Origin of the sequence: Acinetobacter johnsonii (genome assembly GCF_048551975.1) — a bacterium.
Taxonomy (GTDB): domain Bacteria; phylum Pseudomonadota; class Gammaproteobacteria; order Pseudomonadales; family Moraxellaceae; genus Acinetobacter; species Acinetobacter johnsonii_A.
The window spans coordinates 1-13,320 of the sequence record NZ_JBIMCF010000003.1; the positions used below are offsets into that span (position 1 = coordinate 1).

Consider the following 13,320-nt stretch of genomic DNA (forward strand, 5'->3'; position numbering starts at 1 on the left):
GAACACCCCGAATCAGATGTATGAGCAAACTAAAACCGAGCTAATTGCTTAACTCGGTTTGAAGTGGAATACTGTCAATCTATTTCAGGACAAGACATATCAATGGTTTAGGTGAGTGCAATGCCCTCCAAATCATCAAACCCGATCATGTATTCATGCACTTGACCATATTCCGTTTCGGTTGGATTTGGATAGAACCAATTGACGATTTGTTCGGCAACACTGGCATGGGTGTGTAGCTCAAAATGGTTTAAGCCGTAGAAAATGGCTTTATGTGAATCAGGGACTTTGAGTTGAAAGCGCGGATTCATATGCTCGCCTAAGGCACTTTTCACACTGACCAAGTAATCCCCAATCACATTGAGCGCACGATATTTGCGATGTTCAAACTCAATCGTACCTGCCACTAAGAAGGTATTGATATGGGAGGGTAAGGGGGCAGGTTTGCGGTTGTCATCAACATGACCAATACGCGCTTCATTATGCTCCCAGTCATCATCCCGTACACTGCCATGACGTAAGTCTAAAATACCGTTGCTGCGAATGTTGACGATATGTCCAATAATTTTGACAAAAGGGAAACGTCCCAATTTGTCCTGCAAATGAAAGCCAAAACGTTCTAAAGCCGCACCATGATGCGGAGAACCAATACAGACCATGTTTTCCACCACATGAATCCAACTTTGCATATTTTGTTTGCCGTAGAACAGCGCACTGCGCGAAACCAGTCCGCCCATACTGTGCCCAATCAGATCAATCGAGCTAATCCGTGGGTTACGGTTGAGTAAGTCTTGTAGTGAGTTAGCAAAGCTACGCCCATTGGCTGAAATACGACGACCCGTGTTGTAGTTGAGATATAGCATGGTATTTTGTGCACGTTGCGCCAGCAGTTTTTCCCCTATACCGCCATAACGCGCCGTACTCCAGTACAAATGGTTCATGCATAGACCATGAACCATAATCACCACGCGGCCAGATAACTCACCTTGTTGGACAGCGCCATAATGATCATATAGCACCATCGGTAGTGCCACAGGATTATGGTATTTGAGTAAATAGTCACCCAAAACACCATTCAGTGCCCCAACTAAATAATGCATGTTTGGGGTTAAGGGTTTGCGATGCAAATTTGGAAATTTTTCAATGATATGACGCAAACTTGGCGCCAATAAATAGCTACCGTAGTTTTGCAGGGTATTGAAGGAAAATTGGTAAATTTTTTCAATTGACCGTGTCGACAGAAACTTCTTGGAACTGGTTTCATTCATTCCAAATAAACTGATTAAAATTTCACGTTGAATGGCCTGAATTAAATCATGGACGACATCGCCTAAGCGGTTTGTCACCAACTGAGCAATCCCTTCAAGCAGGTCGGCTTGGCTGGGAGGAGTACGGTCCCATTTACAATAGGTCTCGTGCAGAGGCGTTAAACTTGGCATTTTTTCTACCCTTGAGTTTCTGTGTCGGCAGGGACTTTATTTTTTTCAACGATCACGGTATAAATTCTTAGCACTCTAGCTTATCTAATTCATCTCGAACAACTTTTACAATAGCGATGAATACACAGATGACCTTATTTTTTTGTCTGACAATTTTTATATCCATACAAAATAATACAGTCAGCAGATGCCATCTCTTTTGAGTTCAATAAAAATGATGTAGAAGAGTAAATGTACAGGATGAATATTATTTATTTACATGGCTTTCAAAGCAGTTCTTTATCGATTAAAGGTCAATTGCTGAAACGCTATTGCGAATCTCGTCCACAGTGGCACGTGCATTTGCCAGATTTGAACATGCCGCCACATTTGGCCTTAGAAAAATTGGCCGCCTTGATTCAGGAGTTGGATCAGGTGGTGTTGGTAGGCAGTAGCTTAGGTGGGTTTTATGCGACACAACTGGTCGCGAAGCTGGCAGTACCGGCTGTGCTGATCAATCCAGCTATGCAACCATGGCATTTGTTCCGAGATCTATTTGGTGCGACTCAACTGCCCTATAGAGTCAATGAACATTGGACGCTCGATGATGCACAATTAGACTATTTAGAGCAGATTGAACTGCCATTTGTGCAAGATGCAGACAAAATTTTAGTGTTATTGCAACAAGGCGATGAAGTTTTGGATTATCGTGAAGCACAGCGCTATTATAATGGCGCGGCGCTCGTGATCTCGGAAACGCAAGGCAATCATGCGATGGAAGATTTCGCAGACAAAATACCGATGGCATTACAGTTTTTATCGGACTGCTTAAAATAAGGAAACAGTACAACGTGTCTCAATATACGGCTCAATCGCTTGAAGTATTATCTGGTTTAGATCCGGTACGTCGTCGTCCCGGCATGTATACCGATACCACACGCCCAAACCATTTGGCGCAAGAGGTTATTGATAATGCAGTCGATGAGGCACTGGCTGGTCATGCCAACAAAATTACCGTCACCGTTTATAAAGATGGTTCGCTGTCGGTGGAAGACAATGGTCGTGGCATGCCTGTCGATATTCACCCTGAATACGGTCAAAGCGGGATCGAGATCATCCTGACCAAACTGCATGCAGGGGGTAAATTCAGTACCGACAACTACCAGTTCTCAGGTGGTTTGCATGGCGTAGGCATTTCCGTGGTAAATGCCTTATCTAGCCGAGTCGAAGTAGAGGTTCAACGTCAAGGTAACCTCTATCAAATGGCCTTTGAGCAGGGCGAACCGACTGCGCCCTTGACGGTGTTAGAAGGCAAAGCTCCGAAACGTGCGACAGGAACCACCGTTCACTTTTGGCCTGAAGCCAAATATTTTGATTCACCGAAATTCGCTCTGAAAGCGCTGAAGCACAACTTAAAAGCCAAAGCCGTTTTGGCGGCAGGTTTGCAAATCAATTACGTTGACCAAATCAATGATGAAAAAATCGTTTGGCAGTTTGAAAATGGCCTCGTCGATTATTTGATGGATGAAATTGAGAATCGTGAGATTCTGCCTCATCCAGCCTTTGTGGCAACAGGAGATGCCGAGCGTGCCAGTGCGGAATTTGCTATTTGTTGGAATGTCGATGGCGGCGAATTGGTCCAAGAAAGTTATGTGAACTTGATTCCAACGGCGCAGGGCGGAACCCATGTGAATGGTTTACGCGCAGGTGTGACTGATGCGATGCGCGAGTTTTGTGAACTGCGTAATTTGCTGCCACGCAATATGAAGCTGTCGGCTGAAGACGTTTGGGATGGTGTGAACTATATTTTGTCGTTGAAGTTCCAAGAGCCACAGTTTTCAGGCCAAACCAAAGAGCGTTTATCTAGCCGTGAAGCGTCAGGCATTGTTCAAAACATTGCTAAAGATGCTTTTGCACTTTGGTTGAACCAAAACTCCGATATTGCCATGCAGTTGGCGGAAATGGCGATCTCAAAAGCAGGTCGTCGTCTGAAAGCTGCGAAGAAGGTCGAACGTAAGAAAATTGTGGCAGGGCCAACGTTACCCGGAAAACTGTCAGACTGTGTTGGACATACCCTAGAAGAGTCTGAACTGTTCATTGTGGAAGGTGATTCTGCGGGTGGTTCAGCCAAGCAGGCGCGTGATAAAAACTTCCAAGCGATCATGCCTATTCGTGGAAAAATCTTAAATACGTGGGAAGTCTCTTCTGATGAAGTCTTGGCTTCGCAAGAAGTGCATAATATTGCCATTGCGATCGGGGTCGATCCGGGGTCGGATGATTTATCCGAATTACGTTATGGCAAGATCTGTATTTTGGCCGATGCTGACTCGGATGGTCTACACATTGCGACGCTGCTGTGTGCTTTGTTTGTGAAACATTTTCCGATCTTGGTTGAAGAGGGACATCTGTATGTGGCGATGCCACCGCTGTATCGAATTGATGATGCAAAAGATGTGCACTATGCCTTGGACGATGACGAGCTCGAAAGCATGCTGAAAAAATGCAAAACCAAGAACCCGCAAATTACTCGATTTAAAGGTTTGGGTGAAATGAACGCAAGCCAACTGCGTGAAACCACGTTGGATCCAAATACACGCCGTTTGGTGCAGTTAGATTTGGATGACAGTCATTTTACCGCAGGTTTATTGGACAAATTACTGGCAAAAAAACGCTCCAGTGACCGTAAAGAATGGTTAGAGCAGAAAGGTAACTTGGCCGAGTTAGTGGTTTAAGCACTGCTAAGGACAAAAGCAAAAAGCCCGCACATTGCGGGCTTTTTGCTGCGCAGATGGGCAATAAGATTGCGCTTAATCTGTGCAAAATTTTTCATTCAATCGATTGAATTAGGAGAAATGAATTGATTTGGAACACATGATGTATACAAGTTTGTATGCAGAAAAGTAGTCCTCTGAGCGAAAATCTACCTAAAATACAGTGCATTTTAAAATTAATAAATTATTGATAAATATTAAAATAATTAAAAATTTGATAATGATTTGTATATCCTAAAATCCTGCTTGGCATAGAAATTGAATTGGCACTCATAGCGCGAATAACAATCATGCATTGCAAAATGCACCCTAAGTTTCAAGTTTGGAGAAAATCAAGATGTTCCAACAAAAATTACTCACGAAAACATTCCTTGCAACTGCAATAATGGGGACTATTGCTTTGACAGGTTGTTCAAAACCTGCGGAGAAAGCGGAAACAGCAACGTCTGAGCCAGCAGCGGCAGTGAGCAGTGGTGACACTATCAAAGTCGGAATTTTGCACTCTCTGTCAGGCACCATGGCAATTTCTGAAACCTCACTCAAAGATACAGCCTTGATGACCATCAATGAAATTAATGCCAATGGTGGGGTGCTGGGTAAAAAATTAGAACCTGTAGTGGTGGATCCAGCATCTGATTGGCCTTTATTTGCTGAAAAAGCACGACAACTCATTACCCAAGATAAAGTGGCAGTAATTTTTGGCGCATGGACATCGGTATCGCGTAAGTCAGTGTTACCTGTGGTAGAAGAGTTGAATGGTTTATTGTTCTATCCCGTGCAGTATGAAGGGCAGGAACAGTCGAAAAATATTTTCTATACAGGCGCTGCACCGAACCAACAGGCGATTCCTGCGGTGGAATATTTGATGAGCGAAGAGGGCGGTAAAGCAGAGCGCTTTGTTCTACTCGGTACGGATTATGTCTACCCACGTACCACCAATAAAATCTTACGTGCGTTTTTGAAGTCCAAAGGTGTGGCCGATGCGGACATCATGGAAGAGTACACGCCCTTTGGTCATAGTAACTATCAAACCATTGTTGGTAATGTGAAGAAATTTGCTGCAGGTAAGAAAACCGCGGTCATTTCAACCATCAATGGTGATTCTAACGTGCCGTTCTATCGTGAGTTAGGTAACCAAGGCATTAAAGCTTCGGATATTCCAGTCATGGCTTTCTCTGTGGGTGAAGAAGAACTCCGTGGTATTGATACCAAACCATTGGTTGGACATTTGGCTGCTTGGAACTATTTCATGTCGGTGAAAAACCCGACCAATACTGAATTTGTCAATAAAATGAAGCAGTATGCGGTGCAGTATAAGCTGCCTAATGCTGACAAAATCGTGACCAATGATCCGATGGAAGCCACCTATGTGGGCATTAATATGTGGAAGCAAGCGGTTGAAAAGGCAGGTAGTACCGATGTTGATAAAGTTCGCGTTGCGATGGCTGGTCAAGAGTTCAAAGCACCTTCAGGCTATACCTTAAAAATGGATGCTGAAAATCATCATCTACAAAAACCAGTGATGATTGGTGAAATTCGAGGTGATGGTCAGTTTGACGTGGTCTATAAAACACCAAATGTGATTAAGGCGGAACCTTGGAGTCCGTACATTCCTAAATAATTTTCTTAAGCATTGAGCCTGCTGCGATCGCTGTGGGCTTTTCAGTAAGCACATCTCGATGTGGGGTGTTTTAAACAAGCTTAAGGACGTCATATTATGAATCTTAAATTTTTTTGTGCTGCACTGCTGTGCGCAATGGCACAGCTTGTGAGCAGCAGTGTTTGGGCTGAAGAGGTACAACTTTCTGCTCAGACCCAAAACGTATCAGTATCGAATGATACGATTCAACGTTTTGTCAAAGCTGAGTTTGCTGAGCGCCGTGCCATGCTTAACCAATGGCCGGGGACGATTGAAGAATTTGATCGATTGGTGGCACTGATCGACAATGATGAGCTGTATCGGGACAGTGTAGGCACGACGTATATTCTAAAAAATAATGAAAAATTATTACGTTATCCCGATGAGCAAGTGATTGAAACTTGGCCGGGGGATTTGTCTCAGGTCACTTTAGTCAACACCTTACGTAAAGCCTTAAACTTTGGACAGGCACAGGCCAAATTAAAATCTGAAGAATCTGCCCAACGTTTAGCAGCCATTGATATTTTAGAAAATAATCTGTCTGAACTGAATGTTGTGCAGATTAATCAGCTCTATTTGCATGAACAAAATAATAAAGTTAAACAGCGCTTGGCACAGCTTAAAGCGCGCCTCGACTTTGAAAGTCCAGATGTTTTAGTCCAAATTCAGGCTGCTAAAGTCCTTACCGATTCCAACCGTCCCGAGGTGCTGGCACTGGTTGAGCAGGCTTTAACTCAATCAAATTTGAACCCAGAACTCAAAGCTGTTTTGCTAGATGCTAAAAGTCAGATTAAAACCCGCATTCAAGCCAGTGAATGGACTGGACATGTATTTTCCGGTTTCAGTACAGCTAGTATTTTACTGCTAGCAGCACTCGGTTTAGCCATCACTTATGGCCTGCTGGGTGTGATTAATATGGCGCATGGTGAGTTGATTATGATTGGGGCCTATACTACTTATGTGGTGCAAAGCCTGTTTAAGACCTACTTGGGTAGCTATGTCGATTGGTATTTGATTGCTGGCATTCCTGCTGCCTTTTTGGTGAGCGCCTTAATTGGCATGTTGATTGAACGGACGGTAATTCGACCACTATATGGTCGTCAGCTTGAAACCTTGTTGGCCACTTTTGGGGTCAGTCTGATTTTGATGCAATTGGTGCGGATGATTTTTGGCGCGCAAAATGTCGAAGTCTCGAATATTTCATGGTTATCGGGTGGGATTGCCTTAAGCCCAAGTTTGATGCTGCCGTATAACCGGATTGCCATCATTGTGTTTACGGTTGCGGTGCTACTGCTGTTGGTTTACCTACTCAATAAAACTCGCTTTGGTCTGTTTGTTCGTGCCGTAACACAAAACCGTCAAATGGCACGTGCTGTCGGTATTCGCTCTAGCCGTATCGATATGTTTGCCTTTGGTCTGGGTTCTGGGCTGGCTGGTCTAGCAGGCTGTGCCTTAGCACAAGTGAGCAATGTTGGGCCTGATTTGGGTCAAAACTATATTATCGATGCTTTCTTGGTTGTTGTGGTAGGTGGTGTAGGACAAGTTTGGGGAGCTGTGCTGGCGGCGCTTGGTTTAGGGATCAGCGGTACGGTCCTTGAAATTGGGATGGGGGCTGTTCTTGCGAAAATTATTCTACTGGTTCTTGTGATTTTGTTTATTCAAAAACGTCCACAAGGTTTGTTTGCCATCAAAGGCCGTTTTGTGGAGTAAGCGCATGAAAATCACTTCTTTATTTTCCGATAAACCTTATAGTGCGTTCGCTATTGCGGTCTGCTTTGCGGTGATGCTGATCCTGCCTTGGTTACATTTGTTACCAGTAGATTCAGCCTTTCATCTCTCTGCGTATTGGGTCACCTTGATTGGCAAAATCATGTGCTTGGCTCTGGTGGCTTTGGCACTAGACTTGGTTTGGGGGTATGCAGGCATTTTAAGCCTAGGCCATGGCTTGTACTTTGCACTCGGTGGCTACGCGTTTGGTATGTATCTGATGCGCCAGACAGCGGGTGATAGTCTGCCTGACTTTATGCGTTTTTTAAGCTGGACTGAACTGCCGTGGTATTGGGTGGGCAGCAATCATTTCTTATGGGCTTTGGCTTTGGTGGTGTTGGTGCCTGGTGTGGTGGCCTTCATCTTTGGTTTCTTTGCCTTTCGTTCCAAAATTAAAGGCGTGTATTTCTCGATTATTACGCAGGCCATGACATTTGCTGCGGCACTGTTGTTCTTCCGCAATGAAACAGGTTTTGGCGGAAACAATGGATTTACAGGCTTTAAGACTATTTTAGGCATGGATATCACTTCTGCTCCCATGCGTGCCACCTTATGTTCCTTAACGGCTTTGGTGTTGATGTTGTGCTTTTTGGGGTTGCGTCATCTCATGAATAAACCCTACGGTCGTGTGCTGGGAGCGATTCGGGACAGTGAAAACCGCTTGCAGTATTTGGGCTACCGCACGCTGTGGTACAAGCTTTCTGCATGGGTGCTGTCCGCAGTGATTGCAGGTATTGCAGGAGCTTTGTATGTGCCTCAGGCTGGCATTATTAACCCGAGTGAAATGAACCCTGTCAATTCGATTGAAATGGCGGTATGGGTGGCTGCGGGTGGGCGTGGCACCTTGATTGGCCCAATTTTGGGTGCAGGGTTAATTAATGGCGTGAAAACCTATTTCACCGTGGCTTATCCAGAAGCATGGTTATTGATCTTGGGTGCTTTATTTATTGTGGTCACCATTTTTTTACCCAAAGGTGTCATTGGTCTGTTTGACCGTTTTAAAAAGGAGCGTAGCGAATGAGTGAGCTAATACAACCTCATGGTGGCCATGCTTCAGACGGCTATGGACGTCCCAAAGAACAAGGCGCCGACTTCAGTCATGGGATTGCACTGTACTTGGAAAAAGTTAGTGTTTGGTTTGATGCTTTTCGTGCCTTAAATGATTTATCACTATACATCCAAGAAGGGGAGCTACGCTGCATCATTGGGCCCAATGGGGCAGGTAAAACCACACTAATGGATGTGATTACGGGCAAAACCCGACCGACGGAAGGCTCCGCTTTTTTTGGGCAAAACTATAATTTGGCCAAGATGAGTACCGAGCAAATTGCGGAAGCAGGCATTGGGCGTAAATTTCAAAAACCAACGGTATTTGAAAACTTTAGCGTGATGGAAAACTTGCTACTCGCTGCACCCAAAGATAAGCGGGTGAAGAAAAGCTTCTTCAGCAAACTAGATCCAGACGCACAGCTGGCTTTAGATGAGTCATTGGCGCAAATTCGCCTAGAAGAGTGGGTACATAAACCTGCGGGACTGTTGTCACATGGACAAAAACAATGGTTGGAAATCGGCATGCTGCTTATGCAACGTCCTAAGCTGATCCTACTCGATGAACCCGTGGCCGGTATGACCGATGCCGAAACGGAACGAACAGCTGAGCTATGTTTAGAGTTAAAGAAAAATCACACTTTGGTGGTGGTTGAGCATGATATGAGCTTTATCGACACCATCAGTGAAAAAGTGACGGTACTGGCTCAAGGAGCGATATTAGCCGAAGGTACATTGGCTGAGGTACAGGCCAATGAAGATGTGATTGAGAAATATTTAGGACGTTAAGGAGCCGACCATGTTAGAAGTCAAAGACGTCAATCAGTTTTACGGTGGCAGCCATATTTTAAGAGATGTCTCCTTTCAAGCACTTGTAGGAGAGTGCTCCGTGGTGCTGGGGCGTAATGGCGTTGGAAAAACGACTTTACTGAAATGTTTAATGGGGATTTTACCGATTAAGTCTGGACAGATTTTACTTGATGGTCAGGACATCTCAAAAATGAGTCCCGAGCAACGCGTGCGTGCAGGTTTGGCTTATGTGCCGCAAGGGCGTGATATTTTTTCAACCTTAACAGTTGAAGAAAATATCCTGATTGGCATGGCCAAGTTTAAGGGAGCGAAAACTCGAAAAGTGCCTGAGCATTTGTATGAAATTTTCCCCATATTAAATGAAATGAAGCACCGCCGAGGCGGGGATTTATCAGGCGGGCAGCAGCAGCAGCTGGCGATTGCGCGTGCTTTAGCATCAGAGCCTAGAGTGTTAATTTTGGATGAGCCTACAGAAGGCATTCAACCTTCTATTATCAAAGACATTGGCCGAGTGATTCGTAAACTGGCGGATGGCGGCGACATGGCGGTGGTTTTGGTCGAGCAGTTTTATGATTTTGCCGAGGAGCTGGCCGATGCATATACCGTCATGGCCCGTGGGCAAGTGATTGCGCAAGGGGTAGGCTGTGAAATGCCTGCAAAAGGTATTCGAGAATTGGTAGCGATTTAAGCTTTTTTATTCTCCCCCTCTTCCAAAGGGAGAGGGGGAGAATGATGAAAATATTGAATATTGTATCGCGATCTTAGTCTACTTTTAGAAATATACCGTCTGCCGAAACATTGTGCCCAAAACCACAGCTCATGGTATTGGTTTCACTGACACGGATGGTGTGTCCCATTTTGGGATCGAAGGCGAACTTTAAATTAATTTTACAGTCGTCGACCTGATATTGCGCTTGAGTTCGATTGAGCGGCATTGTGGTTTCAAATTCGCCAATATTGGGGCCATAGATGAGACTGCGTAGTCCCATATAAAGACCATTAAATTCAATTTGATATACATTCTTAAGCGGTTTTATCTTAATCTGATTCCACTGCCCAAAACCTGCATACTGTACATATTTGCCTGCCAGTGTTGTTGATTGTTTAGGGGGTGGCAGTTGCTTTAAATTAAATTGACTGGATTTAGACTCAGCATCACGCAAAAACCATGCTCTGGCCCAAAGCGGTTTCCCCAACTTGCTATAACTTAAACCGACATTGTTGTTGGCAATTTCGACATCACGTTCACTGAGGGATACACCACTTTCAGGTTGATTCATTAAACAAAAAGAAGACCAGGTCGCCTGATACTGAAATTGCTCTAACGCTTTTTGATATTGTTTTTGATCATAAAATTTCTTACCAGTGCTGGCAGAGCTTTTGACTTTGGCACAACCTTGGCGAAGTTCTTGTTCAAAGGTATCGTCTGCTGAAGCGAGTGTGCTTACAGTCAAAAGTCCAATCAAGAATGGATACTTAAGCATGATTTGATTCCATTTTCGTTATGCTTTGAATAAAACATAGGGAGCTATTCGAAGTAAAGGGACAATCTTTAGAGGCTCGCAATTATTCAAAATAGTGGGATAATGGAAACTGAAAAATTACTCATACAAATTGTTTGAGCAGTGTGCTTTTAGACGCGCTAAGCTAATGCAAAGCAACAAAAATAAGAGCAGCCATATGGACACATTATTATTAAGTATTCCACCGAATGCTTTGGAAACGTTGATTTTAGAATCTATTTCTGTCGACGATGTGCTGAATTCGGAGCACATCGAATCACATCTGCTTTTAGGTAAAAACTGGAAAATCTTACAGACCCTATTGCAAGGCAGTTTTAAGTCTGGCATTTCTTTACTGGCTTTGAGTGTGCAAGCCGAGCATCACTTGGCAGAGCGCCAAAAACAACTTACAGAGGTACGTTATAACACCGCGGTGCGTGTGGTTGAAGTCCAAGAGGTTTTAGAAAAACTGGATATCGAAGACTTTAAAAAGCATATGCAAACCAATTGTTTGAAACGCTTAGAACAGGAACATGGCATCCAGAGCGAATCGATTGAATTGCAATTTGCTGAGTTGAGTTTAATCTTTGCTCAGCTCAGAAACTTTTATGAACATGCGGCCAAGCATACATATGCCGTGATCAGCGTCACCAGTGACAATCTAACGCCAATCTCACTGATTTAACAGCAGTTGCATCAACACCAGATCACGCCATTGCCCAAACTTCTGTCCGACTTGGGGCATATAGCCAGTTTGTACAAAGCCAAACTTTTCATGTAAAGCAATTGAAGCCAGATTGGCGTGGTCAATTCCTGCAACCATGACATGCATGTGCTGCAATTTTGCCTGTTCAATCAAATACGCTAAAAGCTGTTGACCTAAGCCCTTACGTGCATAGTTGGGTGAAATATAAATCGAGTGCTCAACGGTATAACGATAGCCTGAAAAATTGCGAAAAGTGGCATAGTCTGCAAAACCTGCAATGGCCTGCGTTTCTTGGTCTTCCACCACGCAAAATGGAAATTGGTTTTGTTGAAAGTGTAGTAGTTGTTTTTGGAAATGCGCTAAATCATAGGCATGTTCATTCCAAGTGGCCACGCCATGTAAGACTTCTGCATTATAAATATTTTGGATCTCGGGCAGATCGTGTTCAGTAGCCGGACGAATGAGAAAAGACATGAAGGCAAGGTTGTATGCGTTGGGAGGGTTATCATGCTGCTTTTACATAAAAAAAAGCAAGACAGAAGTCTTGCTTTTGGATATTCACAAAAGTGAATTAGAAGTGGTATTTAATTAACGCACTTACGTCATTTTGGTCAACGCCTTTATAGCCGTATTTGTTATTCCAAACTGAGTGCTCGATACCCACGTATAGGCGTGTATCTGGAGAAATGTGTTTACCTACATTCCATTTGTACTGACTAGTCCAGTTTAACTCGCTTGCATGGTCATCTTCAGCAGTTGACCAGTCAAGGAAGGCATCAACTAAAAAGTCTTCAGAACCAAGTTTGAACGGTACTGCATAGTTGATGGTCATTTGATAATCATCATCAGTCAGGTCGTTATCTGCTTTGTAGAAGTTGATGTTTGCATACTGTGTATATGGCACGTTTAAGGCAAAACCAATACCATAGAGGTAGTTATTGAAACCTTCACCGCCTTCCCATGTCGTTGCAACTAACACATCTTTAACTGGGCCAAGCTCAAGTTTAGTTCCTGTCATCGCACCTAAGCTGAAACGTGGTGCAACTTCAAAGTAAGTTTCATTGCCATCAGCATCGTTGTTGGTACGGTCAGCGAAAGCGAAGAAATCGCCATATTTGAAGCCAGCTGCATATTCTGCAGTAATGGTTGTTTGCTCAAGTTTCTCGTCTTGAGTCACAAATGGTGATTTGTAGTTTTCACCATATAAACCAGTGAAGCTAAAGTCTTGCCAAATCGGTGCAGCTTGAGAAATTGCCGCAGCAGAAGATAATGCTACGAAAGCAGCAATTTGAGTCAGTTTCATGAATATTTCCCCAAAAAAATCTGATACAGGATACCGATTATTAAGCAAAAATAAAGCCAAATTTGACGAACATCATGGAAGATAGATATCAAAATGAGCCATTTTTCATACTTTTTTTACCAAATGGTTTAATGTTGCCTTTCAGGCATGACACTTAATTTGATATGGACCTTCTTGGAAAAAATGTTAGGTGATTGAATAATAAATTTAGCAATATCGACATGATATAGCTCGGGAAAATCCTAGAATGGAACAGAGTTTGCACTTATTTGGGGATGTTTGCAAAGAATGATCGATGTTTGCAGTCATTCCTGCCGTAATTGAAGTTATCGTAATCATTAGATTTTTTTGTTCATT

General features: G+C 43.6%; 12 protein-coding genes. 8 read left to right on the forward strand and 4 right to left on the reverse strand.

Annotation, left to right across the window (positions count from 1 at the left end):
• Nucleotides 1–107: 107 nt before the first annotated feature.
• On the reverse strand, nucleotides 108–1,439 hold the full coding sequence (locus ACG9ZB_RS03615) for a hypothetical protein (protein WP_419324191.1): 1,332 nt from the start codon (nucleotides 1,437–1,439) through the stop codon (nucleotides 108–110).
• Nucleotides 1,440–1,679: 240 nt separating this feature from the next.
• On the opposite strand from ACG9ZB_RS03615, the gene ACG9ZB_RS03620 reads away from it, so the two are divergent.
• The 7 genes from ACG9ZB_RS03620 to urtE all read left to right on the forward strand — a co-directional run bounded on the left by ACG9ZB_RS03620 (nucleotide 1,680) and on the right by urtE (nucleotide 10,140).
• Nucleotides 1,680–2,255, forward strand: coding sequence for a YqiA/YcfP family alpha/beta fold hydrolase (locus ACG9ZB_RS03620; protein WP_078388343.1), 576 nt, complete (start codon nucleotides 1,680–1,682; stop codon nucleotides 2,253–2,255).
• Between the two features lie 14 nt (nucleotides 2,256–2,269).
• Nucleotides 2,270–4,150, forward strand: coding sequence for a DNA topoisomerase IV subunit B (gene parE / locus ACG9ZB_RS03625; RefSeq protein WP_419324193.1), 1,881 nt, complete (start codon nucleotides 2,270–2,272; stop codon nucleotides 4,148–4,150).
• A gap of 376 nt (nucleotides 4,151–4,526) precedes the next feature.
• Complete coding sequence (urtA, locus tag ACG9ZB_RS03630; protein WP_419324195.1) at nucleotides 4,527–5,810, forward strand: urea ABC transporter substrate-binding protein; 1,284 nt, start codon at nucleotides 4,527–4,529, stop codon at nucleotides 5,808–5,810.
• Nucleotides 5,811–5,906: 96 nt separating this feature from the next.
• Nucleotides 5,907–7,538: an urea ABC transporter permease subunit UrtB gene (urtB, locus tag ACG9ZB_RS03635; RefSeq protein ID WP_419324197.1), complete on the forward strand. Its 1,632-nt coding sequence runs from the start codon at nucleotides 5,907–5,909 to the stop codon at nucleotides 7,536–7,538.
• 4 nt (nucleotides 7,539–7,542) lie between these two features.
• Nucleotides 7,543–8,616, forward strand: a complete 1,074-nt coding sequence (gene urtC, locus ACG9ZB_RS03640; protein ID WP_419324199.1) for an urea ABC transporter permease subunit UrtC — start codon at nucleotides 7,543–7,545, stop codon at nucleotides 8,614–8,616.
• Nucleotides 8,613–9,431 (forward strand): urea ABC transporter ATP-binding protein UrtD, encoded by an 819-nt coding sequence (gene urtD / locus ACG9ZB_RS03645; RefSeq protein ID WP_419324201.1) that lies wholly within the window; start codon nucleotides 8,613–8,615, stop codon nucleotides 9,429–9,431. The genes urtC and urtD overlap by 4 nt, the downstream gene beginning before the upstream one ends.
• Before the next feature lie 10 nt (nucleotides 9,432–9,441).
• Entirely contained in the window at nucleotides 9,442–10,140 is a 699-nt protein-coding gene (gene urtE / locus ACG9ZB_RS03650; protein ID WP_419324203.1) for an urea ABC transporter ATP-binding subunit UrtE, read from the forward strand.
• Nucleotides 10,141–10,213: 73 nt separating this feature from the next.
• On the opposite strand, the gene ACG9ZB_RS03655 is transcribed toward urtE, so the two are convergent.
• Nucleotides 10,214–10,936: a hypothetical protein gene (locus tag ACG9ZB_RS03655; protein ID WP_419324205.1), complete on the reverse strand. Its 723-nt coding sequence runs from the start codon at nucleotides 10,934–10,936 to the stop codon at nucleotides 10,214–10,216.
• A gap of 196 nt (nucleotides 10,937–11,132) precedes the next feature.
• Here ACG9ZB_RS03655 and ACG9ZB_RS03660 point away from each other — a divergent pair, with 196 nt between their 5' ends.
• Nucleotides 11,133–11,639: a DUF1877 family protein gene (locus tag ACG9ZB_RS03660; RefSeq protein ID WP_419324207.1), complete on the forward strand. Its 507-nt coding sequence runs from the start codon at nucleotides 11,133–11,135 to the stop codon at nucleotides 11,637–11,639.
• Here ACG9ZB_RS03660 and ACG9ZB_RS03665 read toward each other — a convergent pair.
• Nucleotides 11,628–12,134 carry an N-acetyltransferase family protein gene (locus ACG9ZB_RS03665; RefSeq protein WP_419324209.1) on the reverse strand — a complete coding sequence of 169 codons (507 nt, stop codon included), beginning with the start codon at nucleotides 12,132–12,134 and terminating at the stop codon, nucleotides 11,628–11,630. The genes ACG9ZB_RS03660 and ACG9ZB_RS03665 overlap by 12 nt on opposite strands.
• A gap of 97 nt (nucleotides 12,135–12,231) precedes the next feature.
• Complete coding sequence (locus ACG9ZB_RS03670; RefSeq protein ID WP_178904722.1) at nucleotides 12,232–12,963, reverse strand: outer membrane protein OmpK; 732 nt, start codon at nucleotides 12,961–12,963, stop codon at nucleotides 12,232–12,234.
• Nucleotides 12,964–13,320 lie beyond the last annotated feature (357 nt).